Genomic DNA, 24,067 nt, shown 5'->3' on the forward strand with positions numbered 1-24,067 from the left:
CAGAGTGAGAAGGGCGGCACCACCCAGACCAAGAAGTTCTCGTCTGGGCAGGCTTCCACGGTTCGTTGTCATGGACTTCCCCCTATCGTGCTGGTGGGTCACTCCTCGCCGATGGTCTGCCTGTCGGCGGAGGAGAAGGAGATCACGAAGACGGCCTGCTGCTCGCCGACGTTGCGCGCGTTGTGGAAGGTGCCCTGCGGGATGCTGATCGTGTCGCCGGCCGACATCATGATCTTCTGGTCGTCCAGGCTGTGCTCGATCGTCCCCTGCAGGACGTGGAGGACCTCGTCGCAGTTGGGGTGGAAGTGCCGGGGATTCTCCATGCCTGGGTCGATGTAGCACCGACCCACCGTCATGGTGGTGGAGTTGCCGAGCTTCTCCGACACCATCCACACCAGCCGTCCCCAGCTGGTCTCCTCGATCGTGTGGTCGTCGGCGCGGCTGACCGCGGAGGTGGGATGCACCATCAGTGACCTTCCTGCGAGGGAACGGATGTCGGATCGACCTCGGCGAGTGGCAGGTCCACCACCGTGCCGGGAGGAGTTCGCCGATACGCGTCGAAGAGCGTCATGATGGCCAGTGCGTCGTCCAGGGTCCCCTTGCTCGGCGGCGTCTTCGCCAGGACGCTCTCGCAGAAGTGCAGGACTTCTGGGACGTAGCCGAGGTAGAAGAGGTTCTTGTTGTACAGCTGCCCGAGGGAGAACTCCGGCTCCCAGGTCAGCGGTGCGGCCTCGTCGTCGACGACGTACGAACGCGACCGGCCGTACGCCAGCCGCCCTCCGCGCCGGTAGTAGGTGAGCCGAACGCCGTTGTCCACCACGACGTTGGTCCCGCGCCCGATGACCTCGACCCGCTCCAGCGGACTGGTCGCCGCACTGCCGCCCGCGAGATGCAGCGTACCGACCGCGCCGGAGGCGAACCGCAGCATCGCTGTGCTCGCACCGGCCACCGGTTCCCACTCGTGACTGAACCGCGTCACTGGCCCCATGAGGTAGTTCAGAACGGCACCTGGATGGTAGATGTGGTCGAGGAACCCGATCATGTCGCGCGGATTGTCGCGCTTCTCCGGTGGCGGAAGCCCTTGCGGATAACGAACCAAGACCGAGGAGACGGGACCGAACTCCGGCGAGGAGATGATCGCCTTCGTCTTCTCCATCGCCGGAGTGAAGATCTTCTTCAACCCCGTCATGACGAACCGGCCGGTGGCCGCCGAGGCCTCCTGCAGCTGACGAATCTCCGCTGTCGACGCGGCAGTTGGCTTCTCCATCCAGACGTGGGCGCCGGCCGCGAGACAGTCGAGGGCCAGCTGTGTCGCCTGGACGCGGCCGTCCTCGTGGTAGCTCGTCACGATGAAGACGGCTGCGGGCTGCTCGCGGGCGAGCATCTCGTGGTGGTCGGCGTACGCCTGTGGAGCACCGAACTGGCGGGCGTAGTCCCGCGCCCGCGACTCGTCGACGTCGCACACCGCCCGTAGGTCGACAGGTGCGTACTGGAACGCCGGATAGACGTTGCGGTACGAGTGACCGCCCGCGCCGATGAACGCACACGGGATCCGTTCTTCGTACTCGAACTGGTACGTGATATCGCCTACGGGCACGTTCGCTCCTCGCTGGCCGGCCGGGGATCGCCCGTGGCCCACTCCTCGTCATCGCCCATTGGCTTGCGGCACACAGCCAATGGAGGCGACGTATGCCATGCGGACCCTCAGGTTGACGACTTCGGCCCGGCGAAGCTATAGCCAAATCCGAGAAATTGGACTTTCCTTGGGGCGATGAGGTTTACGGCAGACCAATTGGCCGGGATGCTCCTCGAGTCGGGTGCCCGGCCCGGCCCGTTGCACCGGCGGCTGAGTGAAGGGCTCCGCGAGCTCATCGATCTTGGTGAGATCCCGCCCGAGTCGGTGCTGCCGTCGGAGCGCGCCCTGGCGAACGCGCTCTCGCTCAGTCGTACGACCGTCGTCGCCGCCTATCACACGCTCCGGCAGGAAGACCGCCTCGAACGCCGCCAGGGCAGCGGCACCCGGGTGACCGGATCAGGCCGCCCCGGGCATCGCGAAACCGTGTCCTCCCGGGCGCTTGTGGGCGACCACGCGGGCGCGCAGTTTCTGCACGGTCCGCTGCCCACCATGGACTTCTCGACCGCGGCCCTACCGTGCCTCGACCTGGTGCCCGAGGTGGCGGCGGGACTGACCCGGGCGGAGTACGACACCCTGACCGCCGGCTACCACGGTTACCAGCCGCGCGGGCTGCCGGCGTTGCGCGAACGGCTCGCGGCGGCGTACTCCCAGCACGGCGTGCCGACCACCGCCGACCAGATCCTCATCACCAGTGGGGCGCAGCAGGCGCTCGAGCTCATCACCCACGGCTGCCTGCAGCCGGGCGACAGCGTGGTCACCGAGGCGCCGACCTACCGGGGCGCGCTGGAGGCGTTCAGGCTGGCCAACTGTCGGATCCGGTCGGTCCCGTGCGACGACAACGGCATGGACGTCGAGCGCGTCGAGGATCTCCTCACCGAACGCCCGCCGCGGTTGATCTACGTCCAGTCGACCGTCCACAACCCGACCGGCATGGTCCTCGCCGACGGCCGGCGGTGCCGCCTGGCCCGGCTCGCCGAGCGCCACCAGATCATCGTGGTCGACGACACCGCGCTCGCCGGCACGCTCATCGAGGGGTCGCCGCCGACACCGCTGGCCGGACTGAGTACGAGTGAGCGGATCCTCACGATCGGGTCGATGAGCAAGCTGTTCTGGAGCGGGCTTCGGCTCGGCTGGATCCGCGGCACGGCCCAGGTCGTCTCGCGACTGGCGCAGGTGAAGGGCATGACCGATCTCGGCACGTCGCTCGTGAGCCAGCAGATCGCGATCCACCTGCTCGACCGGCTGCCGGACGCGCAGGCCACCCGCCGCCGCGAGCTCGTCGAGGGCCTGGCGGCGCTGACTGGCCTGCTGTGCGAACATCTGCCCGACTGGACATGGCGCACGCCGCGCGGAGGCGCATCCCTCTGGGTGCGGATACCCACCGACTCGGTGACCAACTTCGCGCACTTCGCGGTGCGGTTCGGGGTGGCGATCCTTCCTGGTACCGCGTTCTCTCCCGACAGCGTGACCGACGACCACACCCGGCTGCCGTACGCCCTTCCGCGCACCGCGATGGTGGCCGGCGTACAACGGCTCGCTCGGGCGTGGGATGGCTACGCTGAAGGTCATCGCGCCATCCCCACCGTGGCCGTCACCACCTGAGCCCACGGACCCGGTGGAGCCCGCCGCCGCACAGGCCCGCGCGGCGCTCCTTGCCGGGAACGCCGTGCTCCCTTGTCGGGGAAACGGGGGTGCTGACCTCCTGCACATGACCACGCTGAGCAGGCCTGCGGCACCCGGAACAGGTGCCGGCACCTGTCCAGAGACCGCAGGCCTGCTCAGCGTGGTCATGTGCGCCGGCGGCTGAGGTCTCTTGCAGGGAGGCTGTCAGCCTGGGTGTTGCTTCGGGTGCGAGCCGCGGTACTCCCGCATCGTCGAACTCGAGGTGTACGCCTGAAGCACGGCTACGAAGAGGAAGGCCGCCTCACGAATCGTCGGCGACGCGGAACCGGTCAGAGAGAGTCCGGCCATCGGGTCCGCCGTGGACCCGCACCGACCATCTGGTCGTCTCGCTCCCCAGCACGATGGTCGGAACCAGGTAGTTCTCGAAGGCGGTGAGAACGGTTGCGGTGAATCGGTCCATGAGCTGATCTCGGATCGCATCGCCCTCGCCGTCCACGGCAGCCTCGGCGGCCGTGGCGTTTCCTGGCGTGACGAAGCCGTGCCGCCAGTGCCGCCGTTCCGCGGCGTCGCCGTACACCAGGCGGAGTGGGAACATGCGTTCCTCCCACTCCCGTTCCGGTGTGCTGAGGTCGAGTGGCCTCCGCTGCGGTGTCACTCCTTGCCGAGTCTCCGGCAGGGAGATGATCGCCTCGTCGCGGTCCGCGGCCGGATCGGTGGCCGCGGCGATGTCGAGGTAGTACCAGCGTCGTACCGGATTTCCGTGACCATCTCGCGTGTGCACCGCCTGGCCGGAGGCAAGGACCTGGTAGAGCGAGGTCAGGCGATATTGCCCGTCGATCAGCAACCGCTCGGGCGTATCCGATGACGAGGGAGCGCCTGTGACGGGGCGGGAGCTGAACCGCAGGCCGGGGTCCCCCGCCTGGAGAAGCTGGAACACGCCGATCGGATAGCCCAGCGAGACGCTCGCGAGCAGACTCGTGATCCACTCGTCGTCCAGGCTCAACTCCCGCTGAAACTCGGGCACCTGAATTCTGCCCTCGTGTGCCTCGTCGAGAAGTCGCGGGAGAGGCTCCTGCGCGCACTCGTAGCTGGGCCGCGGCGTCCCTGTCATGGTCGCATTGTCACGTAGCCGTCCTTGGCCAGCAAAAGGTTTCACCGGCGCGGCGTACCCGGCGGATCGACTCCCGGCCTCAGTGCGTGTCCGGGTCGCGCCAGAAGAACGCCTCCGGGTCGTACGCCGCCGGCGTCGGGTGCTGCCACGGGCAGATCAGCCCGCCCGCCTGAAGATTCTCCCGGGCCGGGACATTTCCGAGCTCCTCGTGCGCCATCACCACGACCGGCGAGTTGCTCACCAGCCCCATGTAGAAGGGACCTTCGTCGATGTGGATCTTGATCATCTCCCACACCAGCCGGTAGCGCTGGAGGGTGTCGGTCTCGACCTTCGCCTCGTCGTAGAGCGTCCACAGCCGATCGACCGGACCACCGGCCGCCGGCTTCTCGCTGGGCGGATTCCGTTCGTACGGATCGATGTCGGCGACGTCGGACTCCTGGTCGGTGTTCCTGAGCATGTGGTAGTTCGCGTACAACGGAGCCCAGAAAGCTGCACTCAGGGAGTTGCCGATCGGCACCAGCAGCTCCGGGCTCACCATGCATTCGTGGACGGGCATGGAGGGATAGAGCCACGCCGTGTAGGACATCAGTTCGCCGGCCTGCCACTTCGTCGCCCACTGCGCGGGCGGCACCGGATTGCGTACGACATCGAGCCCGATCGCCCGCCAGTACTTCGCGAAGTAGTCGCCGATCTGGTCGCCGTCCTGGGCGATGTCGGCCACATGGTCCAACCGGATCCGCAGCGGGCTGCCGTCCGGCTGTTCGCGGATGCCGTCGCCGTCGCGGTCCTTGACGCCGATCTCGTCGAGCAGCTTCTCCGCCTTCGCCGGATCGTAGTCGACGTAGCTGTCCCGCCAACGTTCGAAGGTTTTCCTGCCCTCCGGGTCCTCCTGCGCGTCCGTCGCCTGGAAGCGGTAGGTCCCGGTCGTCCTCCTGCCGGTGTTGAAGAAGACGGCCTTCTGGATCTCGGACCGGTCGATGGCGTGCGAGACCGCCTGCCGGAACTTCGGTTCGTTCAGAATCCTGCGTACGCCCGGATCCTTGTAGTTCAGGTTGAAGAAGAACAGCGAACCGCACCCCGAGCCGCTGTCCCAGAGCAGCATGTCGAGGTGGTGCCGCGTCCGCGCACTCTTGAGCGAGGAGACATCGGCGAGGGCGAGCCCCATGAAGGTGCCGTGGACGTAGTCCGCCTCACCTTCGTGGACCTTGAGCTTGGCCACCTCCTGGTCGTCCACCGCACTGACCACGAGCTTGTCGACGTAGGGGAGTTGGTCGCCGTCGGGACTCACGCACCAGTAGTACGGGTTGCGTTCCCACGTCATCGTGCGGCCCTCGTGATAGGCCGCAAGCCGCCACCCGGTCATCGTCGGGCAGTCCGGGTTGAGGGCGAAGTTCCGCTTCCGCTCGAACGCATCTGCCCACGCCTCGCCAAGACCCTTGGTGTAGGTGGGATGGAACGCCTTCAGGTAGTGCTTCGGGGCGATCCAGGTCGGCCCGACTCCGGCCTTGACCCAGTTGGCCAGGTAGAATGCCGTCAACGGGGCCGGTGTGTCGAAGGCGATCTCGAGCGTCAGGTCGTCCGGTGCGGAGAACTTCGCGACGGTCCCGTCCGCGGAGCGGAACTCCGCCGGCGGTACCTCCGGGTGGGCCTCGTCGAGAACCATGTCCTCCCACCAGAACATCACGTCGCCGGTCGTACACGGTTGTCCGTCGGACCAGCGAAGTCCCTCGCGGAAGTGCAGTGTCCACACCGACTGGTCGGCGTTCGCCTCCCAGCTCTCGGCCATGCCGGGACCGACGTCGATGGCGTCGTTGAGCCATCGGAGCGGGGAGTGGCCGTACATGTACTCCTTCATCGCCGCGCTCTCGGTGTCGTCGATGAGCAGGCGGAGGGAGCCGCCGTAGTGTCCCCGCTCGAGCCAGTGGTGTGGAACGACGTAAGGCCGGCCGGGGAGGCGTTCCTTCAGCGGCGGCAGGTCGCCGGCCTTGACCTTGGCCGCCAGTTCGGGCGCCTCGGTGTAGCGGTCCGGAAGTGGCAGGGGTTTCGTCGGTGATCCCTTGCCTGCCTTCGTCTTGGCGGGCGGCCCGTCTCCGCTTGCGCCCTTGCCGTCCGGCGTACAGGCTCCCAGCATCACCGCGCCCGCACCGGCGGCGGAGGCGTGCAGGAACGCCCGGCGGCTCATCGGACTGCGGCGTTGGTGAAGCTCTGCCATCATGGCCCCGTCTCCATGCAATTCGGTGTCCGGCGTCGCGTGGGCACATGAGTGTAGGCCCCGAGCGGTGCGGCCAGGAACGCTCTCGCCAGCTGGCCCGAGGGCGTCGAGGAACGCGTCTGCGCTGGTCGGAGCCGGTGCGAGGCGGGCCGTTGGCCGACAGGGGCCAGGCCATGTCAGGACGCTCCAGCGGGTGGTCGCCCGACCGGCGAGAGAGGTGGAAGCACTGTGGAGCAGCGAAACCGTCCTCACCTGCTGCTGATCACAACAGACCAACAACGGTTCGACACCGTGGGGCCGCGGGCCCCTGACTTTCTGCGGACGCCCCACCTCGACCAGCTCAGTCGCGAGGGCGTTCGCTTCGACCGGGCCTATGCCGAGTGCCCGATCTGCGTACCGTCCCGGGTGAGCATCATGACCGGCCGCAGCGTGCTCTCCCACGGCATGGCTGGCAACGGTTCCACCTCGGCGGTCATGGGTCGCGACGGCACGCTGCCGTCGGTGCTCCGCGATCTCGGCTACTCCACGGCGGCGATCGGAAAGATGCACTTCACCCCGGAGCGGGCGCGCCACGGCTTCGACGAGATGCTGCTGCCCGCCGACTACTACCGCTGGATGAGCGAGAGCGGCACGCCGGTGCAGCCCATGCGGCACGGCCTGGGACAGAACGAGCTCTACCCCGGGATGGCCACCGTTCCCGAGGCGCTGACACTCACCACGTGGATCGCCGACCAGTGCGTACGCTACGTACGCGACCGGCGCGATCCGACGACGCCGTTCTTTCTGTGGGCGAGTTTCACCAAGCCGCACCCGCCGTTGGACCCGCCCGAGCCGTACGCCTCGATGTACCGCGACGCGCCCGTGCCCGATCCCGTCTACGGTGACTGGAGCGGTGACGACGCGGCGCCCGAAGCGTTCCTGCGCCAGCGGCAACGGCACAGCTACGATCTCGTGCCGCCACCGGTGATCCGGGCCGCCCGCGAGGCGTACTACGGGCTCATCACCCACGTGGACTACGCGATCGGGCGGATCTTCGCCGGGCTGCAGGACGTGGGACTGCTCGACGACACGTTCGTCGTGTTCACCTCGGACCACGGCGAGTTCCTCGGCGACCATCACGCCGGCAACAAGGTCATGTTCCACGAGTCGTCCGCCCATGTCCCGTTCCTGGTGCGACCGCCCAAGCGCGACGGGCACGGCCTGCATGGCACCACGAGCGATGCGCTCGTCACCCACGCCGACGTTCTTCCCACCCTCGTCGCTGCCGCGGGCGGTGAGCCCTCGCCGGACCTCGACGGGCATGACCTGCTGGCGACGGTGCGTGCCGGAACGCCGGTACGGCAGTACGTCTGCGGCCTCGCCGCGGATGGCCGCTCCGGTGCCGGTGCCGCGCCCGTGCCGGTCTACCTCGCCGTGACGGACGGCCGGTGGAAGTACATCTGGTACCCCGAAGGCGCCCAGGAGCAGCTTTTCGACCTCGACACCGACCCTGACGAACTGGTGGACCGCAGCGGCAGCCCGGACACCGAGGAGGTCCGACGGGCGCTGTCCACCGCCCTCGCCGAGCAGCTGAGGAAGGCGGGATCACCGTGGGCGACGAGCGAGGGCCTCGTCGAGACACCCCTGCGGCAGGAGCCGGTCACTGATCGCCGCGCCACCGCCTGGCCCGGCTATCACACGGAGTCCTATGGCGTGGACGTACGCCACTGACTGGCCGCGTCGCGGCGCCTGAGCTCACTGGGCGACCGGCCGGTGTGCCGGCGGAACACGGTCGCGAAGTGCTGTGCTGAGGAGAAGCCGAGCTCGCTGGCGATGGTGGTGATGCTGCGGTCCGTCTCGGTGAGGAGCATTTCCGCTCGCTCGATCCGCAGGTTGGCCTGGTAGCGGGCGGGGCTGACGCCGATCTGCCTGGTGTAGAGCTGAGTCAGGTAGGTAGGCGAGAGGCCGACGTTGCCGGAGAGTTCGGCCAGCGGAACCGAGTCCGCGTAGCGGGCATCGAGAATCCGGCGGGCGTGGGCGACAGCGGGGTGGAGGAGGTCGTGCCGCTGGCCGGTCGTGGCAAGTTGGCGGGTGATCTCGACCAGAAGATGTTGAACGGACAATTTCAGTCCCTCACCGCGCAACGCCTGGGCCGTCGTGACCTCACGCAGGAACGCGTCGAACGGTCCATGGACGGCGTGGGCGTCGGCCAGGTGGTAGGGCAGGTGGGCCTGCCAGCAGGCCGCGACGTCGGGCAGATCTTCGAGAAGGACGGATACGTCGAGGCCGGCGAACACGAACTGCCACGACCTTGCCGCCGGGCGGACCATGTGGTGGCGGGTCCGGGGCGGAACCGCGAGCAGGCCATGGCGGGCGACCTCGTACTCGCTGGCGCCCACCCGCCAACGGGTCGGCGGGCCATCGGTCTGCAGGTAGAACTCCCACACGGCATGGGCGTGCGGTCCGATGAGCCATGAGGTGGGTGCGCGTTGGTCTCCGGCGTGTCTGAGTCCGGCCACCCCGGATCGCTCGAGATAGGCGTGGAACCCTGCCTGGATCCCCTTCGGCGTGATGACGGACGGCTCGACGGTCATCGCAAGATTGTGTACGTCTTGACCGGTGTTTGTGAACGCCGCCGGGGTACTCCCGGGCCTAGCGTGCGGAGGTATGACCTCACTGAGGGCCCCCGCCCACCTGCTGCCGACCGACGAGGATGTCGAGTTCTTCCGCCAGCACGGCTACTGGATCTCGGGGCGGATCATCCCCGACGAGGTGATCGCCGCCGCGGAGCGCGGAATGGCGCGACTCTACGCAGGAGATGTCGATCATCGTCTGCCGAACGGGGAGTCGCAGCACGGCTGGGTGCCCGCACACGGTGACGTCCTCCGGAAGAACGACTACGCCTCGCTGGTGGTCGACGAGCTGGCCGCACTGGTGCGCCATCCGCTCATCGCCGCGAGTGCCGCTCGCCTGGCTGGAGTCGAGGAGATCCGGCTCTGGCATGACCAACTTCTCTACAAGCCTGCCGAACGACTTCTGCCCGAAAGCGGCCAGGTCAATGTCGGTTGGCACACCGATCGGCAGTACTGGCGCACCTGCGCGAGCACGGACATGCTCACCGCCTGGGTGCCGTTCCACGACGTCGGGGCCGCCGAAGGCTCGGTGTCGTTCGTCCCGGGAAGTCATCGCTGGGACGAGGACGTCGCCCTCAACTTCTTCGATCCCGACTTGTCGACCCTTGATCGGCTGCGCGCCGACCATCAGTTCGAGGTGGCGGTCACCGAGATCCCCAAGGGGGCGATGAGTTTCCACCACTGTCGGACGATCCACGGCAGCGGACCGAACCTGAGTCACGGCGCGCGACGGTCGATCGCGATCCACCTGCAGCCCGGCGACAACCACTTCGTCAGGCATCCGCTGCCCGATGGCGAGTTCGCCCGGCATGGCCTTGATTCGTTGGTACGGCGTACGGCAGAAGGGGATCCGGACTACTCCGATCCCGCGGTCTGTCCTCGCCTGTGGCCGTCGCAGCAGTAGAGCTCGCAGCGGTAGAGAGGGCCAGCCGGCCAGAGGAGGTGGCATCGTTGGGGAGTTTGGAACGGACGGAGTCGAGCGGTCGCCGAACCGAGGTCGGTCGCCGTCGCGTGCTGTACATGTGCGCTGCCACGGCAGGTGCGGTGATGCTCTCGGCCTGCTCCCCAGGCTCGGCTGGCCAGGCGACAGGCACCGGCTCCGGAAAGGCGAGACGTGCGGGCAGCGCGGCGAAGAGAGGATCCGCGACCAGACCGCTGCCGACCCCCTCGTCGTTGGACGAAGCACCTCAGCTCGCCGCACAGGTGAAGGCTGGTCGTCTTCCCCCGGTGGCCGAACGGCTGCCGAAACGTCCCTACGTGGTGCCCCACCACTGGCTCACACCGGGGAAGTACGGCGGCGAGCTCAGGCTGGTCGCTTCCTCGACCGACAGCGCGGCGTTCCGGGAGTACATGTACGGTCACTCCCTCATCCGGTGGCTGAACGACGGGATGGACATCGGACCCGGGCTGGCCGAGAGCTGGGAGACGAACGACGACGCGTCGGAGTGGACGTTCCATTTCCGTCCAGGTCTCCACTGGTCCGACGGCGCGCCGTGGACGACGGACGACATCATGTTCTGGTGGAAGGACATGGTGGGCAACGACGCGCATCCGGACACTCCACCAGATGAGACGCGTTCCGGAAACGGTGCGCTCATGGACCTGTCCGCGCCGGACGACGTCACCCTCGTCATGCGGTTCGAGACGCCCGCGCCCCTTACGCCGTTTCATCTTGCCCGCTGGGTCAACGGCGGTATCGGGCCGACGTGGATGGCGCCGAAGCACTATCTGAAGCAGTTCCATCCGGCCTACAACGACCAGGTGTCCAAGGACTGGGCCTCTGCCGGAGGCGAGTTCGAGCTCAAGCGGAACTGGACGGTCAACCCGGACTGCCCCACGATGACCGGCTGGCGGCTCAAGAGCTACAAGGAGGGCCGCCAGGTCGTCTACGAACGGAATCCGTACTACTGGTGCACCGACCCGGACGGGCGGCAGTTGCCGTACGTCGACACGGTCACAGTCGCCGCCGTCGCAGACCCTGAGGTGATGAAGCTCCAGATCCAGGAGGGGGAGTATGACCACGTGGACGGTTACCTCTCCGGATCGGTCACGTTGAGCGATGTCTCCTCGCTCAAGCAGACCCAGGACCGCAGCGCACTCGAGGTCTTGTTGTGGGACAGCGGCGACGGGACCGGATCGCTGTTCTTCTTCAACTACGACTATCGCGAACCCACGATGCGCGCGCTGATCCGGAACCAGAAGTTCCGCCAGGCGTTGTCTCATGCGTTCGACCGGGCCGAGGCGCAGAAGGCGATCTACTTCAACACCGGCGAGCGGACGACGGGAACCTACAGTCCGAAGTCGTTGGACTTCCTCGCCGACGACACCGCCAAGGATGTCTACACGCAGTGGCGCGACAGCTATGTCGACCACGATCCCGAGCAGGCCAAGGCGATTCTGGACGAGATCGGCGTGGTCGACTCCGACGGTGACGGCAAGCGGAACCTGCCCGACGGTGGCAAGCTCGTCATCCGCCTCGACTATCCGGCGGGGACCAGTCACGACCACGTCCAGAAGAACGAGCTGTTGAAGAAGGACTGGGAACGCATCGGGCTGGAGACGAAGCTCAACCCCGTGCCGCCTGATGCGTGGACGGTCGACTGGGACGCCGGCGAACTGATGTCGACCACCGCCTGGGAAATGGGCGGCGGCATCCACGAGATCCTGGTGGAACCTCAGGTGCTGGTCCCACTCGAGGGCTTCTCCGCCTGGTGGGCACCACTCCACGCCAACTTCCACGCGGTCTGGAACACTGCTGACGCCGCCAAGCTACGCGGCACTGATCCATACTCTCGCACCCCGCCGAGTGTCGAGCCCGAACCCGGGGGACCCATCGAGCGGCTGTGGCAGCTCTACGACGAGGCGAAGACAGAGCCCGACGCCATGCGCCGTTACGCCAAGGTCTGGGAAATGATCAAGATCCATGTCAGCGACGGGCCGTTCTTCATGGGTGCCGTCGCGAACTTCCCCCGGGTCGTCCTCGCGCACAAGGATCTCGGGAACGTACCGCGCCGGGAGAACCTCCGGCTGAACGGATTCTGCGGACCGTGGAGCCACCCGAACCCGGCCGTGTACGACCCGGAGACGTGGTACTGGGTGAACCCTGACGCGCACACCTGACCCGGGTCAGGCACGCGCGGTCCGGCGGGGACGCCGGATGCTCGACTTCTGCCAACGCCTGTTGGGCGGGGCGATCCGGCACTACGACTACACCTGGATGCGGGCGGTGGTGCCGGGGCGCGGGACGGCTCCGCACGGGGACGTGGTCTTCATGGGCCGCGGAACGCACAACGTCTACACCGCATGGGTACCGCTCGGAGACGCGGACTTCACCCTGGGTGGCCTGATGGTCCTGGAGGGGTCGCACCGCCGTGGCCAGATCGTCGACGACTACGCCCCTCGTGACGTCGACACCTACTGTCAGAACACCGACGGTGAGGACGACCTGTCGCGGTTCAACGGCACGCTCTCCCGGGACCCGGTGCGCCTGCGCGAGGAGTTCGGTGGACGTTGGTTGACCACCGAGTTCCGGGCGGGAGACCTGCTGACGTTCAGCATCTACCTCGTGCACGCCAGTCTCGACAACCGCTCCGACCGGATCCGACTCTCGTCGGACTCGCGCTACCAGCTCGCGTCGGAACCCGTCGATGACCGCTGGATCGGCGAGGCGCCCGTCGCCTACGGCCCGGATGCCAAGCGCGGCCTGATCTGCTGATCCCGCGACGCCGACGGTGAAGGGGCCAGTGCGCCGCCACCTGTCGTGGCGGCGCCCGGCATGCCCTTCCGCACCGATTCGGCACCCGACGGCGATGATCCAGACCGCCGTCAGGACTTGCCGCGGAGGACGGCCCGACGCTGCTTCAGCTCCTCCTCGGTGATGTCGCCGCTGGCGTACCGCTCCGCAAGGGTGCGCTCGGCGGCACCGCGTGCCGACTGCGCGGGCGACCTGCGGTAGATCAGGTACCCGATGCCGGACAGAACGGCGACCCAGAACAGAATCGGAAAGATCAGCCACCAGCCCGGCCCGCCGCCACCCCAACCGGGATGACCGTTGCCCCAGTACGCCTGTGCGAACTGCGTGAAACTCGCAAGTTGTGCCACCATCACGATCTCCTTCTGCGGTATGCGCCTTGCTTTTCTGCGTACCTTGATCGTGTCTCGATGGCGCTGCCACGGGATCGGTCAGGCGGCGGCACCTGGCGTACGTCGTCCAGCGCAGGTGCGGGCTGCAGCGTACCGCCCTGGAGGTACGTCACGCCGAAGGTGCACCGTGGGGAACCCGGGAGCCGTTCGGCGTCCACCTGACCGGCGATCACAGCGGACGGGCGAAGTCGTCCGCCAACAGGTGCAGGCTGGCGAGGACGCCAGGTACGTTGCGTGGGTCGTCGCGGACGACCTGGAACCGCACGATGTCGAAGGCCGTGGCGGCCACACAGAACGCGAGCGGTCCGGGTCCCGCGACGGCTTCCCCCGCGCGCCGGATCAGCTGGCGGACCTCTGCGCTGTCGGTCTCGACGTAGGCCTCCCGGAGGAGCCATGCGTAGTCAACGACTCTGGTACCGCTGCCGAGCGCCTCGATGTCGATCACTCCGGTGACCCGACCGTCCTCCATCATGACGTTGCAGCTGTTGAAGTCGCCGTGCACCATGTCGCCGCCGGGCAGCTGCACGGCACCATGCGGGGCGAGGACCTGGTCGAAGTGGGTGAGGAGGTCTCTCCCAGGCTGGCCGAGGGTCTGCAGGAACGGTCGTGGGCCGTCGGGATGCTGGTCGAGCACGACGGCACTGATGTAGTCCGACCAGTCATGGCCGGGGTCAGGATCCAGCCCGGCCTGGCGTTCGATCACGTCGACCAGCGGGGCAACGGACTCGGCCGTCAGCGGGTCTCCCGGCTGACCGGACACGAGTTCCTGCACGTGATAGGAGGTCCTGGCCTCGGTGACGCCGGCGACGATCCACCGCGGAGTCGGGTAGCCGGTTGCTCTGAGGGCGTCGACCATGCCCAGGAGGCGCGGTTTGCGCGACGCTGGGTCGTCGTCACGGCACTTGAGGATGGCGTGCCCGCCGGCGGGATCGACGAGGATCCATGCTCCGCCGTTCATCCCGCCCTCGCAGCGGCCGCGCAGTTCGAAGTGCAGGCCATGGAGGTGGTTGATCGCGCTGACGACGTGCCGGGTTCGTACCACGGCAGGGTCGGTGTGGTCGGTGGTGTCTGTGGCGTCGTTCATGAAGGTGGTCTCTCCCAGAGTCGGACAGCCGCCCGTCGGGACCGACGGGGCGGTGGTCGTTTGCGCGGCAGAGGCCGCGCGGGAGAGGTCACGCCACGAGCAATGACCCTAGCGGTCGCGAGCGTACGTACGACAACGACTTGTGCGGCGGACGAGGCGTTGGCGGTCCCGGCGTAGGGAGTAGAGGGCGATCGCGAGGCCGGCCACTGTGAGGGCGGCGGCGGCAGGGTAGATCGACCGCAGCCCCAGCCCGCTGCCGATCACCTGGCCGCCGAGCCAGCCGGCGAAGGCGGCGGCGAGTTGGAAGTCGGAGGCGTTGACCGCGACGGCGAGTGTCGGCGCCGCGCTCGCCGTCGTCAGGACACGTGCCTGCATGCCCGGAATGAGCGCGAACGCAAGAACTCCGAGGGCGAAGGTCAGCACGGCCGCGGCCGGTTGGATCCCGCTGACCATCCAGAACACCACCAGAGTGCCGGCCAGGACGCCGAGGATGCCGATCAGTGAAGGCATCAGGGCCTTGTCCGACAGCCAACCGCCGAGGAAGTTCCCGAGCACCGCGCCGGTGCCGTAGACCAGCAGCAGCACGGGGATCGCGCCGGCGGCGAAACCGCTGACGTCGGTGAGCAGGGGCGTGATGTAGCTGAAGACCATGACGATCCCGACGTTCCCCACCGCGGTGAGCGCGATGGCGAGCCGGACGTCGCTGCTCGCGAACACCCGCAGCTCGCCCAGGACCGAACCGGTGGCAAGGGCGGGCCCGGCGGGAACGAACCGCAGGACCGCCAGCAGCCCGGCGGTCGTGAAGGCGACGACCGCCACGAAGGTCGTCCGCCAGCCGAGGTTCTGGCCGATGAACGTGCCGATCGGGGTGCCGAGGATGATGCCCAGGTTCATGCCCAGGACCAGCTTCGCCACGGTGGAGGCCTGCCTGCCCTCGGGCGCCATCGAGACGGCTGTGGTGATCGCCACGGCGAAGAACGTGGCCACGACCAGGCCGGCGACGAACCGGGCCCCGAGGAGCAGGGCGTAGGTCGGTGCCACCGCCGACGCGACGTTCCCGACCAGGGAGACGGCGATGAGCCCGGTGAGGAGTGTCCTGCGGGCAAGCCGTGCCGTCACCACCGTGACCACTGGACCTCCGACGATCATGCCGAGGGCGTACGCCGTCACCAGCAGCCCGGCCGCGGGGATCGACACCGAGAGGTCCGCGGCGACGTCCGGCAGGATGCCGGCGATCACGAACTCACCGGTCGTCAGGCTGAAGACCACCAGCATGAGCGAGAGGACGGGGAGTGGCATGGCGACGCGCTCCAATGCATCTAGCTTGTATAATATGAGCTAGAACTATCACAGTTCGAAGTACGAGCGCTACACTCGGGGCTATGGCAGGGCAGCGGGATCTGGCCGAAGAAGTGCAGATCGATCGGGACGTGTGCGGGTTGGTCCACCAGTTCGTGCAGCGGCTCGAGGTCCACGTTCGCGGCGTCGCCGATGAGCTCGGCCTCACCCCGGCGCAGGTCGTCGCGCTCCGGGAGCTCTCCGAGGCGATCACCGCTCGTGAGCTCGCCACCAGAATGCACTGCGAAGCGTCGAACGCGACGTTCATCCTCGACCGGCTCGAACAGCAGGGTCTGATCAAGCGGCAACCCCACCCGTCTGACCGGCGGGCCAAGCAGATCGTGCTCACCGCGGCCGGCCGGCGCACCCGCGCGGTCGTGCTCAAGCGCCTGCGTACCCAGTCACCACTGGCCCCGCTCACCGCGGCGCAGCAGGAGTCCCTGCGTGATCTGTTGAAAGTGCTCGTCACGCAAGGTTGACCAGGTCGCCCGGGCGATGTCTCCCCTCCCGGATGGCACAATGCCGCCCATGGCGACTGCCCGTGATCCCGCCGGCGTTCCTGGCTGGTTGCTCGACGAGATAGCGACCGCGGGTCGGGAGAACCTCGACGCCGACCATGTTGCCCGCTACGACCTGAAGGAGGACTCGGGGGCAGCCGAGGAGGTACTCCTGTGCCGCGAGCTCGGCCTGACACGCGAGTCGACGATCGTCGAGATCGGGCCAGGAACCGGACAGTTTACCCTGGCCGTGGCACCCGAGTGCCGGCGGATCGTCGCGGTGGACGTCTCACCGGTGATGCTACGAATACTGCGCGCCAAGATCGACGAGACGGGGTTGGACAACATCGACTCCGTCCGCGCCGGGTTTCTGACCTACGACCATCAGGGAAGCCCGGCGGACTTCGTCTACTCCCGGTACTCCCTGCACCACCTGCCAGACTTCTGGAAGGCCGTCGCCCTGGCGCGGATCCATCGGTTCCTTCGACCGGGTGGCGTCTTCCGGTTGTGGGACATCGTGTACAGCTTCGAACCCACCGAGACCGAGGAACGCATCGAAGCGTGGTGCTCCACTCTTCCCGAGGCGGTCGAGGACGGCTGGAACCGGCGTGATCTCGAAGAACACGTCCGCGACGAGCACTCGACCTTCAGCTGGCTCCTCGAGCCGATGATGCGGCGAGCCGGCTTCGCCGTCGAGAACGCGGACTACTCCGACGACGGCATCTTCGCGAAGTACGTCCTTCGCCGCACCTGACCCCCCGCGAGTGACGTCCGCCGGGCCAACGCACGTGTGCCGCTTCACGGATATGAAGGGTGGTTGACCGATTCCCGGACCTGATCAAGGCTCCGCGTCAGGGTGGAAGGGAGCAGGAGATGGCCGAGGACCGCATCGTCGACGTTCGCGCATCCTTCGTCGCCACGGACGAACCTGCGCAGACCGGGGGGTCATCGGGCCAGCGGGAGATGTCCGCTCGGACCTCCGCCAGGCGGCAGAACCACTGGCTCGGTGGCAAGGTCGCGAACCCGATGACGAAGTACGCGGAGTTCCGCGACAACCGCGACGCCGGAATCGGCGCGGACGACGGCGGGACGGTCGTGGTCGAGGTCGAGGCGGAGTCCGGCCAGGTCGGTGTCTGGACGACGAACGGGCTCGCCGCCGCCGCGATCATCACCCAGCACCTGGCCCGGTTGGTGGTCGGGGAGCGGGCGTCGGCGCATACGAGGATCTGGGATCGGATGTTCTCCAGCACCCTGCGCTATGGGCGCAAAGGCCTTGTGCTGCACACGATCTCGGCGGTCGACCTGGCGATCTGGGACCTGCACGGCAAGGTCGTGGGCGAGCCCGTCCATGCGCTGATCGGCGGCCGGATCCGTGAGGGCGTACCCGTGTATGCGACGGGTCCCAAGCCGGAAGTCGCTGCCGCGTGGGGATTCGCGGGCGCGAAGCTGCCGCTCGTGTGGCACCCGTGCGAGGGCGAGGCGGGGTTCCGCAACAACATCGCGCTTGCCCGGGAGGCGCGCGAGAGCGTGCCCGCCGACTTCCCGTTGATGTACGACTGCTGGATGGCGCTCGACGTCGACTATGCCGTACGCCTGGCACACGCCGTCGAACCGCTCGGCTTCACCTGGATCGAGGAACCGCTTCCGCCGGACGACTACTCCGGTCTGCGGAGGATCCGTGATCGGATGCCGCCGACGATGACGCTGAACACCGGCGAACACGAGTACACCGCGGCCGGCTTCAAGCTGCTGTGTGAGGCCGGGGTCGACGTCATCCAGCCCGACCTCGGCTGGTGCGGCGGAATGACCGAGGTGCTACGGATCGCCGACGTGGCACGTGTCTTCGGCGTCAAGGTCATCCCGCACACCTGCGGCATGCCGAACTACCACTTCGTCGTCACCCAGCCGGGCGGTGACCTCGCGGAGTTCCCGGTGCTGTCGGCCGACGGTGAGTCGGTCGCCCGGCAGCACGCGCCGCTGTTCACCGGCGAGGACGTACCTGACAAGGGTCTGTTGACAGTCGGCGACAAGCCTGGCTTCGGGCTGACCCTGGACCCGGGCGTACGCCTGGAACGTGCGGTGCGCTAGCAGACATTCTCAGTTGTCTGGCGGGGCGGCCAGCGTAACCGGCTCTCCCGCGGGTGCGGTCGTACGGACCTCGAGCTCGGGTGCCTCGACGGTGTAGCGGGCGCGCTCGAGCCTGGTCAGGACGACGCCTGCCTGCGCGCTGTCGTCCGTCGCCACGAAGCGGTAGTGTCCCGCTGGCTGGTCGCTCGTTCCTACGACGACCTGTCGACCGCCAGCCGGATCGAGCACCTGCGCGGCAACGCTGACCCAGCGCATGCCGATACGACGTTGCAGGGTGAGGGCCACCGGTTCGTCGGTCGCGGTCCCGAGATCGACCGTGAACCTGTCCACCGGTGCGTTGGTGACGACGCCGCCGGCGGCCAGTGACGGCGGTGTCACGTCCTCCTGGGCGGCGTCGAGTACCCGGAAAGCTGCCAGTGTCATGCCGCCCCCACCCTCTCCCTCGGGATGGGGCAGCGGGCCGTCGGTGCCCGGCCGGATGGTGAGCAGGCGGTAGCGCCCGGGGTCCTGGGCCGGCACCGCGAGGTCGAGCCAGGTCGCGCGGCTCGCGAGATCGTCGTGGCGGCGGGCCGCGACGTGTACCCACGAGTCGTCGACGCGGCGCTCCAACGCGACGGTGACCCGGCCTCCGTGAGTGGCCGAAACCTGGACCTGCGCCTGGTTGAACGGCGTACTGGCGTCGAACTCCCGTGCCACAGAGGCACCGGGAGCGAGGTCCTGCGGGCCGGCGTCCGGCTCCGACCGCACGACCACCCGCGCCCGCGAGACGTCCACACTGACCGACTGGCCGGCGTAGTCGATCTGCGACACCCTGGCGTCGACCAGTGCGGACGGGAGGTTCGGCGTTGCCTGCAGCCCGGCAGGCGTCGCCTCGACACCCGCGAACCCCTCCAGTAGGGGCAGGGCGGCGATGCCGGACTCGGGGAACGGGATATTGGACCCGACCTGCACCAGGCTCTCCCCGAAGTCGTTGTAAAGCCGGTTCGGCGCGTCGAAAGTCAGGCAGTGCGAGTCGGCAGCCATCCGGTCGAGCATCGCTACGAACCGGGCGTACGCATGGTCGGCGTCCTGGTGACGCAGCCGCGCCATCACGTCGTAGTAGCTCAACCACAGCACGGTCCCGCCATGCTGCACGGTGTCGCCGTACGGCTTGCGGCCCTGGGCCGGATCGGACCACCCGTCCCAGTCGGAGTCCGGAGGATTGCCCGTGGTCGTCCGTGGTGCGACGACGTTCTGGTAGACGTCGGCGCTTCCCGTGTGCGGCCCGAACGCGATCGGGTCGGCGGGTGCCGCCATGGCCGAGAAGACACTCCTGGCCTTCTCCGGATCGCCCAGGCCCCGAGCGAGGGCCTCGAGGTTGACGTGCAGGTAGCCGCTGTCGTGCAGGTTGCCCTCGGCGTCGTGCCAGCCGGCATACATTCCGCTGGCGTTGTTCCAGAACGCCTTGTCGTACTTCGCCGGGAACGCCTCCGCTAGTGCGCCGTAGCGCGCGGCCTGGTCGGGCTTGCCGGCAAGCCGTTCCAGTCGCGCCATGTCGAGAAGGGCGGTGTAGGCCGCCGCGTTGACCCAGGCGTCCTGATGTCCGGAACGCAGCTGGTCGAAGTAGGTGCTCGGCCTCGACCGGTCCGCCACGCCGTCGTTGGTGGAGAGCGGGATCGTCCAGATGCCGTCGTCGCCGCCCAGAACCGGAAGGACGTAGCGCTCCATGACGAGCTCGGCACGCGGCAGCGCGCGGGCCAGGAACTCCTCGTCGCGGGTCCAGACGTAGTGGTCGTACGTCGCGTTGATGAACCGCGGGATCTGGTCGAAGTGGTACGAGCCGACGCCCCCGTGCCGGTCGTTCGTGTCCGGCCAGGTCTCGAGGTCGGCCCACGACCACGGGAAACCGTCGGGTTGCTTGCCGGTGACGCCGTTCGAGCCGTTGATCGGCAGCGTGAGCAGCCGCTCCATGCCACGGTCGCGGTGGCCCCGCTGGTCGGTCCAGGCGAACTTCCTGGCGTCCCACTCGGTCCATGCGCTGTTGGCCCCGAGCGGTGAGCCGGGCGCCTCGGGTCCGCCTTCGCCGAGGCCGTAGATCGTCCAGAACTGGTTGGCTCTTCTCGTGACCGCAGGCGAAGACGTGCCGAACGGCGACACCGTAGGACTCACTTGGCACCGGTCGGGCGGTGCCGACGACGCGGATCCCGCGGCCAACGAGACGGGGGCCGTTCCCGGTTGTGCCGCCGGCTCGGTCCGCACCGGATCGGCGGCCGAGGCGACCAGTACGAGACTTCCGCCGACGAGCAGGGCCGCGAAGCTGGCACGCATGTGCACCTCCGGTCAGGCGTACGCGGACGATGGCCGGCCCCATAGTGCTGTCGGGCTCGCGTGGCAACAATGTCGCTCTCGCGCAGAAAAATGTCTCTTCGTGATCGGCGGCCCAGGCGTCCGAATCCGCAGTCCAGCAGCGGACACGCGGGCTGGACACTGCCCGCGCCACCCGGTTGAGAATGCGTAATTGTGACGTCTGCCATGCCGACACCGGTGAGTGACGCCCTTGCGTTCGTACGCCATGAATGGGCGGGCGGTCGGCTGCGGGCGATCCGCCTGGACGAGCTTGCCGAGGCAGCGTCGGTGTCGACCGGCCATTTCGCGCGGCAGTTCCGTCAGTACTACGACATCGGCGCCGTCGCTGCATTGGAGCGGTTGCGCCTCGCCCGCGCGGCATCGATGCTGCTGTGCGGCAACCAGCCGCTTGCGGTGGTGGCGAAGGAGTGCGGCTTCGCTGACGCGTTTCACTTCTCCAAACGCTTCTCCAGCACCTATGGCCTACCACCCGGTCGTTACCGTCGGTCGCGTACGGACCATGACGCGGACATACCGCTCGCGGCGGTGGGTCTGCGGGCGATGGCCGCCACGCTGTGGCCCCCCACGGCGATCGAGCAGGCCGTCCACACCTCCGCACCGCCGCCGCTGCGTACCGGGGGCAGCTATGGCCAGACCTTCACCGTGCCCTTCGGGCTCAGCCTCACCCAGGTGCGGTTCATGCTGGCGACCTACAGCAGTACGACGTCGGGGGCCACCGTCACGCTCTACCGTGAGGATCCCGGTGGTGACCGCGCCCGGGTGGCGGCGAAGCGGATCGAACCGATGGTCGACAACACGACCGAGTGGCTGACGATTCCGTCGTACCAGCACGGCAGCTACTACCTCGAACTCTCCGAGCCTGTTGGCACGCCGACCTGGTGGTGGCATCAGGGTGGCATCGCCGCGGTGGGTGGGACCGCCCACATCGACGGCGCCCCTGTTCACGACATCAACTTCATCTTCTCGGCAACAGCAGTCGGCCCTGCCGCCGCGAGCACCGCAGCGCACCAGAGGTGAGGCCCCGGCGAAGACAGCTACGCAAGCACGAAGGGGAGGGCATGACCGACTCGAAAGCAGAGACGTCGAACCCGGTAACACCGAACCCGGCAACACCGAACGCGCCGCAGATCAACAGGCGGGAGCTGTTGCAGGTGACGGCTACCGGGATGGCCGTCGCGCTGTCCGGAGCTTCGGCCGAGAGGGCGCAATCGGCGGCGTCCCCCGCTGATCGGGCCCCGGCAGCTGCAACCTGGGACACGATGAGCGACACGTGGGTCGCCACCGACGGGCTCGGCCGGACGCTGCCCACCCATGAGGACGTGGGGCCACCGCGGGCCGACCGCTTCGTCGGCATGTTCTACTTCCTGTGGCTCGGCCAGCATTCGACCACCGGTCCCCACGACATCAGCAAGATCCTCACCGCCAACCCGGGCGCGATCGAGGACGGCGACCACCCTGCGTGGGGACCGAGGGAGCACTTCCACCACTGGGGCGAGCCGTACTTCGGCTACTACCTCTCTGACGACTCCTGGGTGTTCCGGCGCCATGCCGAGATGCTCACCGACGCGGGTGTGGACGCCATCTTCTTCGACGTGACGAACAACTTCACCTACCCGGGCCCTTACCAGACGCTGTTCGATGCCTTCGCCGCCGTACGGCGTGACGGCGGCAAGACTCCACAGGTCGCCTTCCTCGCGCCGTTCTGGACACCGAGGAACGTCGTGCTGGAGCTCTACGAGGACCTGTACAAGCCGGGCATCCATGAGGACCTGTGGTTCCGCTGGGACGGCAAACCGTTGATCCTGGCCGACCCGGACCTGTTCGGCATGGAACCGCTCGGGACCGATGGTTCCGACCCCTCGCGACTGGAGACTGGCCAGACGCAGGGACAGACATTCACCACGACGGAGGCATTCGGCCGGGTCGGTGGCCGAGTCCCCACCTGGGCCACGACCGATGCGGCAGTGACGGTTTCGCTTCACCGTGACGGTCCCGACGGCGAACCTCTGGTCCAGCGTCGGTTCGAACGCGTCGTCGACAACGACATCGTCACCCTGGAGCTGGACACCCCGGCCGCGGCCGGCAGGTACTACCTCGAGCAGTCCGACCCGAGCGGGACGATCGGCTGGTGGACCGACCCGGCAGACGTGCATGGCGGCGGTCAGGCCTACCGGGACGGCACCCCGGTGCCAGGCGACCGCGCGACCTACGTGGAGTACGCCACCGGCCCGATCGCCGAGATCAAGTCCTTCTTCACGTTCCGAGCGCCGCAGCCGTCCTACTTCGTCGGGCCGACCAAGCCCGACCAATGGAGTTGGCTGGAGGTCGCGCCCCAACACGTCTACCGCGACGCGGCAGGTAACGCCGAGCAGATGACCGTCGGTGTGGGACAGAACGCCGTGGACGGTCGCCTCGGTGCCATGAGTGAGCCACGCGCACAGGGTCGCAGCTACCACGACGGTCAACTGCCGGCAGACGACAGCCGTACGCCGGAAGGGCTGAAGGCCAGGAGCAGTGGGACCGCGCGCTCGAGGTCGACCCGGAGTTCGTCTTCGTCACGGGCTGGAACGAATGGGTCGCCATGCGGTTCGACAGCTTCGCCGGTGTCGATGCCCCGGTCGTCTTCGTGGACCAGTTCGACTGGGAACACAGCCGCGACATCGAGCCGTTACGCGGCGGGCCGGCGGGCGGGTTTCCCGAAGGAAACCACTATCAGGACGCGTACTACTACCAGCTCGTCGCGAACGTCCGTCGCTACAAGGGCGTGCGGCCGCTGCCACGCGCGTCCTCCCCACGGTCGATCCAGATCGACGGCTATTTCGACGACTGGCGGGCGATCGGCCCGGAGTTTCGTGACCACCGTGGCGACACGGCGCACCGCGACCATCCGGGCTGGGGCACTGTCGGCCGCTACGTCAACACGTCAGGGCGTAACGACATCGTGCTCGCCAAGGTCGCACGTGACGACCGCAACGTCTACTTCTATGCGCGGACCCGTGAGTGGATCACCCCCTTCGACGGCCGCAACTGGATGCTGCTCTTCCTCGACCTCACTGGTGATCCAGGCACCGGATGGGAGGGTTTCGACTTCGTGGTCAACCGGCGCGTCAAGAACCCGCGCCGCACCTCTCTCGAGGCGAGCGAGGGCGGTTGGTCGTGGCGCGAGGTCGCCGAGATCAGCTACGCCGTCAAGGGCCGGGAGCTGGAGCTCGCGATCCCACGCAGTGTCCTCGGCCTTGACGGGGCAGCACCGTTACGGATCGACTTCAAGTGGATCGACCACATGCAGGACGAGGGCAACATCCTCGATGTGATCGAGAACGGTGATGCCGCGCCGAGTGGACGGTTCCGCTATCGGTACACCGAGTGAGGTGCTG

19 protein-coding genes are annotated in these 24,067 nt (G+C 67.8%); 10 read left to right on the forward strand and 9 right to left on the reverse strand.

Going from position 1 to position 24,067, the window contains the following annotated elements; all coding sequences use genetic code 11:
• Positions 1-98 precede the first annotated feature (98 nt).
• Both ABN034_RS28020 and ABN034_RS28025 read right to left on the reverse strand, forming a co-directional pair.
• Complete coding sequence (locus tag ABN034_RS28020; protein ID WP_349693976.1) at positions 99-467, reverse strand: cupin domain-containing protein; 369 nt, start codon at positions 465-467, stop codon at positions 99-101.
• Positions 467-1,597 carry a Gfo/Idh/MocA family protein gene (locus tag ABN034_RS28025; RefSeq protein WP_349693977.1) on the reverse strand — a complete coding sequence of 377 codons (1,131 nt, stop codon included), beginning with the start codon at positions 1,595-1,597 and terminating at the stop codon, positions 467-469. Before ABN034_RS28025 ends, ABN034_RS28020 begins: the two co-directional genes overlap by 1 nt.
• A 174-nt stretch (positions 1,598-1,771) precedes the next feature.
• Here ABN034_RS28025 and ABN034_RS28030 point away from each other — a divergent pair, with 174 nt between their 5' ends.
• Positions 1,772-3,238, forward strand: a complete 1,467-nt coding sequence (locus ABN034_RS28030; protein WP_349693978.1) for an aminotransferase-like domain-containing protein — start codon at positions 1,772-1,774, stop codon at positions 3,236-3,238.
• A 322-nt stretch (positions 3,239-3,560) separates the two neighbouring features.
• Here the strand turns inward: ABN034_RS28030 and ABN034_RS28035 are convergent, their stop codons facing one another.
• Both ABN034_RS28035 and ABN034_RS28040 read right to left on the reverse strand, forming a co-directional pair.
• Positions 3,561-4,370, reverse strand: coding sequence for a GmrSD restriction endonuclease domain-containing protein (locus ABN034_RS28035; protein WP_349693979.1), 810 nt, complete (start codon positions 4,368-4,370; stop codon positions 3,561-3,563).
• Positions 4,371-4,449: 79 nt separating this feature from the next.
• Positions 4,450-6,585 carry an ABC transporter substrate-binding protein gene (locus tag ABN034_RS28040; protein WP_349693980.1) on the reverse strand — a complete coding sequence of 712 codons (2,136 nt, stop codon included), beginning with the start codon at positions 6,583-6,585 and terminating at the stop codon, positions 4,450-4,452.
• Positions 6,586-6,810: 225 nt separating this feature from the next.
• On the opposite strand from ABN034_RS28040, the gene ABN034_RS28045 reads away from it, so the two are divergent.
• A complete protein-coding gene (locus ABN034_RS28045) occupies positions 6,811-8,292 on the forward strand; it encodes a sulfatase-like hydrolase/transferase (RefSeq protein WP_349693981.1) in 1,482 nt (493 codons plus the stop codon).
• Here the strand turns inward: ABN034_RS28045 and ABN034_RS28050 are convergent.
• Positions 8,268-9,155, reverse strand: coding sequence for an AraC family transcriptional regulator (locus ABN034_RS28050; RefSeq protein WP_349693982.1), 888 nt, complete (start codon positions 9,153-9,155; stop codon positions 8,268-8,270). The genes ABN034_RS28045 and ABN034_RS28050 overlap by 25 nt on opposite strands.
• A gap of 73 nt (positions 9,156-9,228) precedes the next feature.
• Here ABN034_RS28050 and ABN034_RS28055 point away from each other — a divergent pair, with 73 nt between their 5' ends.
• The 3 genes from ABN034_RS28055 to ABN034_RS28065 all read left to right on the forward strand — a co-directional run bounded on the left by ABN034_RS28055 (position 9,229) and on the right by ABN034_RS28065 (position 12,909).
• Complete coding sequence (locus tag ABN034_RS28055; protein ID WP_349693983.1) at positions 9,229-10,098, forward strand: phytanoyl-CoA dioxygenase family protein; 870 nt, start codon at positions 9,229-9,231, stop codon at positions 10,096-10,098.
• Positions 10,099-10,367: 269 nt separating this feature from the next.
• Entirely contained in the window at positions 10,368-12,314 is a 1,947-nt protein-coding gene (locus ABN034_RS28060) for an ABC transporter substrate-binding protein (RefSeq protein ID WP_349693984.1), read from the forward strand.
• 37 nt (positions 12,315-12,351) lie between these two features.
• Positions 12,352-12,909: a phytanoyl-CoA dioxygenase family protein gene (locus tag ABN034_RS28065; RefSeq protein ID WP_349693985.1), complete on the forward strand. Its 558-nt coding sequence runs from the start codon at positions 12,352-12,354 to the stop codon at positions 12,907-12,909.
• A 110-nt stretch (positions 12,910-13,019) separates the two neighbouring features.
• On the opposite strand, the gene ABN034_RS28070 is transcribed toward ABN034_RS28065, so the two are convergent.
• The 3 genes from ABN034_RS28070 to ABN034_RS28080 all read right to left on the reverse strand — a co-directional run bounded on the left by ABN034_RS28070 (position 13,020) and on the right by ABN034_RS28080 (position 15,720).
• Positions 13,020-13,298 carry an SHOCT domain-containing protein gene (locus ABN034_RS28070; RefSeq protein ID WP_349693986.1) on the reverse strand — a complete coding sequence of 93 codons (279 nt, stop codon included), beginning with the start codon at positions 13,296-13,298 and terminating at the stop codon, positions 13,020-13,022.
• A 208-nt stretch (positions 13,299-13,506) separates the two neighbouring features.
• Positions 13,507-14,421 (reverse strand): aminoglycoside phosphotransferase family protein, encoded by a 915-nt coding sequence (locus ABN034_RS28075; protein ID WP_349693987.1) that lies wholly within the window; start codon positions 14,419-14,421, stop codon positions 13,507-13,509.
• 108 nt (positions 14,422-14,529) lie between these two features.
• Positions 14,530-15,720, reverse strand: a complete 1,191-nt coding sequence (locus ABN034_RS28080; RefSeq protein ID WP_349693988.1) for an MFS transporter — start codon at positions 15,718-15,720, stop codon at positions 14,530-14,532.
• A gap of 83 nt (positions 15,721-15,803) precedes the next feature.
• On the opposite strand from ABN034_RS28080, the gene ABN034_RS28085 reads away from it, so the two are divergent.
• Genes ABN034_RS28085 through rhmD form a run of 3 tightly spaced genes read left to right on the forward strand, consistent with a single transcriptional unit; the run spans position 15,804 to position 18,344 of the window.
• Positions 15,804-16,238 (forward strand): MarR family winged helix-turn-helix transcriptional regulator, encoded by a 435-nt coding sequence (locus ABN034_RS28085; RefSeq protein WP_349693989.1) that lies wholly within the window; start codon positions 15,804-15,806, stop codon positions 16,236-16,238.
• Between the two features lie 49 nt (positions 16,239-16,287).
• Positions 16,288-17,010 carry a class I SAM-dependent methyltransferase gene (locus tag ABN034_RS28090; protein WP_349693990.1) on the forward strand — a complete coding sequence of 241 codons (723 nt, stop codon included), beginning with the start codon at positions 16,288-16,290 and terminating at the stop codon, positions 17,008-17,010.
• A 59-nt stretch (positions 17,011-17,069) separates the two neighbouring features.
• Entirely contained in the window at positions 17,070-18,344 is a 1,275-nt protein-coding gene (gene rhmD, locus ABN034_RS28095; protein WP_349693991.1) for an L-rhamnonate dehydratase, read from the forward strand.
• Positions 18,345-18,353: 9 nt separating this feature from the next.
• Here the strand turns inward: rhmD and ABN034_RS28100 are convergent, their stop codons facing one another.
• Complete coding sequence (locus tag ABN034_RS28100; protein WP_349693992.1) at positions 18,354-20,651, reverse strand: glucosidase family protein; 2,298 nt, start codon at positions 20,649-20,651, stop codon at positions 18,354-18,356.
• 216 nt (positions 20,652-20,867) lie between these two features.
• Between ABN034_RS28100 and ABN034_RS28105 the strand changes: the two genes are divergently transcribed.
• On the forward strand, positions 20,868-21,707 hold the full coding sequence (locus ABN034_RS28105; RefSeq protein WP_349693993.1) for a helix-turn-helix transcriptional regulator: 840 nt from the start codon (positions 20,868-20,870) through the stop codon (positions 21,705-21,707).
• A gap of 1,564 nt (positions 21,708-23,271) precedes the next feature.
• On the forward strand, positions 23,272-24,060 hold the full coding sequence (locus ABN034_RS28110) for a hypothetical protein (RefSeq protein WP_349693994.1): 789 nt from the start codon (positions 23,272-23,274) through the stop codon (positions 24,058-24,060).
• The last annotated feature ends 7 nt before the right edge of the window (positions 24,061-24,067 follow it).

This window comes from Actinopolymorpha sp. B11F2, from assembly GCF_040195635.1.
In the GTDB taxonomy this organism is placed as follows: domain Bacteria; phylum Actinomycetota; class Actinomycetes; order Propionibacteriales; family Actinopolymorphaceae; genus Thermasporomyces.